The organism is Ligilactobacillus hayakitensis DSM 18933 = JCM 14209, assembly GCF_000615845.1.
Taxonomy (GTDB): domain Bacteria; phylum Bacillota; class Bacilli; order Lactobacillales; family Lactobacillaceae; genus Ligilactobacillus; species Ligilactobacillus hayakitensis.
This window is the reverse complement of the sequence record NZ_BAML01000061.1, coordinates 1-2522: the sequence shown is the minus strand read 5'-3', so window position 1 is coordinate 2522 and position 2522 is coordinate 1. Positions and strand designations below refer to the sequence as shown.

The 2522-nt window shown below is 37.6% G+C and carries 1 pseudogene; it reads left to right on the top strand.

Annotated features, from left to right (window positions below):
• Positions 1-2522 (top strand): annotated as a pseudogene (locus tag JCM14209_RS10140) (hypothetical protein); the annotation flags it as partial.

Here is a 2522-nt window from a genome sequence, read left to right as displayed (position 1 = left end):
TTATAAAGATTATGCAAGTGAAGTCCAAAGTCAAGTATCAGAACACACAGTATCAACTGAAGAATTTAAATCAGTGTCAGAAGCAGTATCTAATAGTTTGGCAACTTCAAAATCACAAGCAGATTCAGTAATGAGTTCAGTAAGTGAAAGTGCCTCAACATCCCTTGAAACAAGCAAATCTGAAGTAGAATCATTATCAGAAAGTGCAAGTAAGTCAACAGTTGAATCACAAAGCAAGAGCGAAAGTGGCGTAACAAGTTTAACTTCTGAAGAAGAAAACCAAAGTAATTTGGCTAAATCAGCATCAGAAGCACAAAGTGAATCTGTTAAGTCAGCAAGCGAAACAGCTAGCCAATCAGTAAATGATCGTCAAAGCACAACGGAAGCACAATCAAAACAAGCTTCAGAAAGCTTATCAAGATACTGGCATGATTCAGCAAGCCAAAGTGCAAGCAAGTCAACGGAAGAATCTAACTCAACATCGACAGAAGTATCAGATTCAGCAAATCAATCACTAGCGCAAAGTGAATCTGAATCATACAAGAACTACGCAAATGAAGTTCAAAGTCAAGTATCAGAACACTCAGTATCAACTGAAGAATACCAATCAGTGTTAGAAGCAGTATCTAATAGTTTGGCAACTTCAAAATCACAAGCAGATTCAGTAATGAGTTCAGTAAGTGAAAGTGCCTCAAATTCACTTGAAACAAGTAAGTCTGAAGTAGAATCATTATCAGAAAGTGCAAGCAAGTCAGCCTTTGAATCACAAAGTAAGAGTGCAAATGGAGTAACAAGCTTAACTGCGGAAGAAGAACAACAAAGTAATTCAGTTAAATCAGCTTCAGAATCTCAAAGTGAATCTGTTAAGGCAGCAAGCGAAAAGGCAAGTCAATTAGTAAATAATCGCCAAAGCACAACGGAAGCACAATCAAAACAAGCATCAGAAAGCTTATCAAAATATTGGCATGACTCAGCATCAACAAGCGCAAGCAAGTCAACTGAAGAATCAAACTCAACATCGACAGAAGTATCAGATTCAGCAAATCAATCACTAGCGCAAAGTGAATCTGAATCATACAAGAACTACGCAAATGAAGTGCAAAGCCAAGTATCAGAACACTCAGTATCAACTGAAGAATTTAAATCAGTGTCAGAAGTAGTATCTAATAGTTTGGCAACTTCAAAATCAGAAGCAGATTCAGTAATGAATTTGGTAAGTGAAAGTGCCTCAACATCACTTGAAACAAGTGAATCTGAAGTGAAATCATTATTTGAAAGTGCAAGCAAGTCAGCCTTTGAATCACAAAGTAAGAGTGCAAATGGAGTAACAAGCTTAACTGCAGAAGAAGAACAACAAAGTAATTCAGTTAAATCAGCTTCGGAAGCTCAAAGTGAAAAAGTAAGCACAGACTCAGCAAACGCAAGTCAATCAGTACATGATCGTCAAAGTACAACAGAAGCGCAATCAGTTGAAGCATCAGAAAGCTTATCAAGATACTGGCATGATTCAGCAAGTATTTCCGTAAGCAAATCAACCGAAGAATCAAACTCAGCTTCAACAGAAGCTTCAGAATCAGCAAGTCAATCACTAGACCAAAGTGAATCTGAATCATACAAGAACTACGCAAATGAAGTGCAAAGTCAAGTGTCAGAACATTCTGAATCAACTGAAGAATTTGAATCAGTATCAGAAGCAGTATCAAAGAGCTTGGAAACATCTAAGTCAGAAGTTGACTCAGTGATGAACTCTGCGAGTGAAAGTACATCAACATCACTTGAAACAAGCAAATCTGAAGTAAAATCATTATCTGAAAGTGCAAGCAAGTCAACATCAGTTTCTGAAAGCAAGAGTGAAGCTGGAGTAACAAGTTTAACTGCAGAAGAAAAACAACAAAGTAATGCGGCTAAGTTAGCATCAGAAGCACAAAGTGAATCTGTTAAGGCAGCAAGCGAAAAGGCAAGTCAATCAGTAAATGATCGCCAAAATACAACTGAATCAGCATCAACAAGTGCATCAGAAAGCTTATCAAAATATTGGCATGACTCAGCATCAACAAGCGCAAGCAAGTCAACTGAAGAATCAAACTCAGCTTCAACAGAAGTTTTAGATTCAGCAAGTCAATCACTAGACCAAAGTGAATCTGAATCATACAAAGATTACGCAAGTGAAGTCCAAAGCCAAGTATCAGAACACACAGTATCAACTGAAGAATTTAAATCAGTGTCAGAAGCAGTATCTAATAGTTTGGCAACTTCAAAAGCACAAGCAGATTCAGTAATGAACTCTGCGAGTGAAAGTGCCTCAACATCACTTGAAACAAGTAAATCCGAAGTGGGATCATTATCAGAAAGCGCAAGCAAGTCAACAGTTGAATCACAAAGCAAGAGTGAAGCTGGCGTAACAAGCTTAACTGCAGAAGAAGAACAACAAAGTAATTCAGTTAAATCAGCTTCAGAAGCACAAAGTGAATCTGTTAAGGCAGCAAGTGAAACAGCTAGTCAATCAGTAAATGATCGCCAAA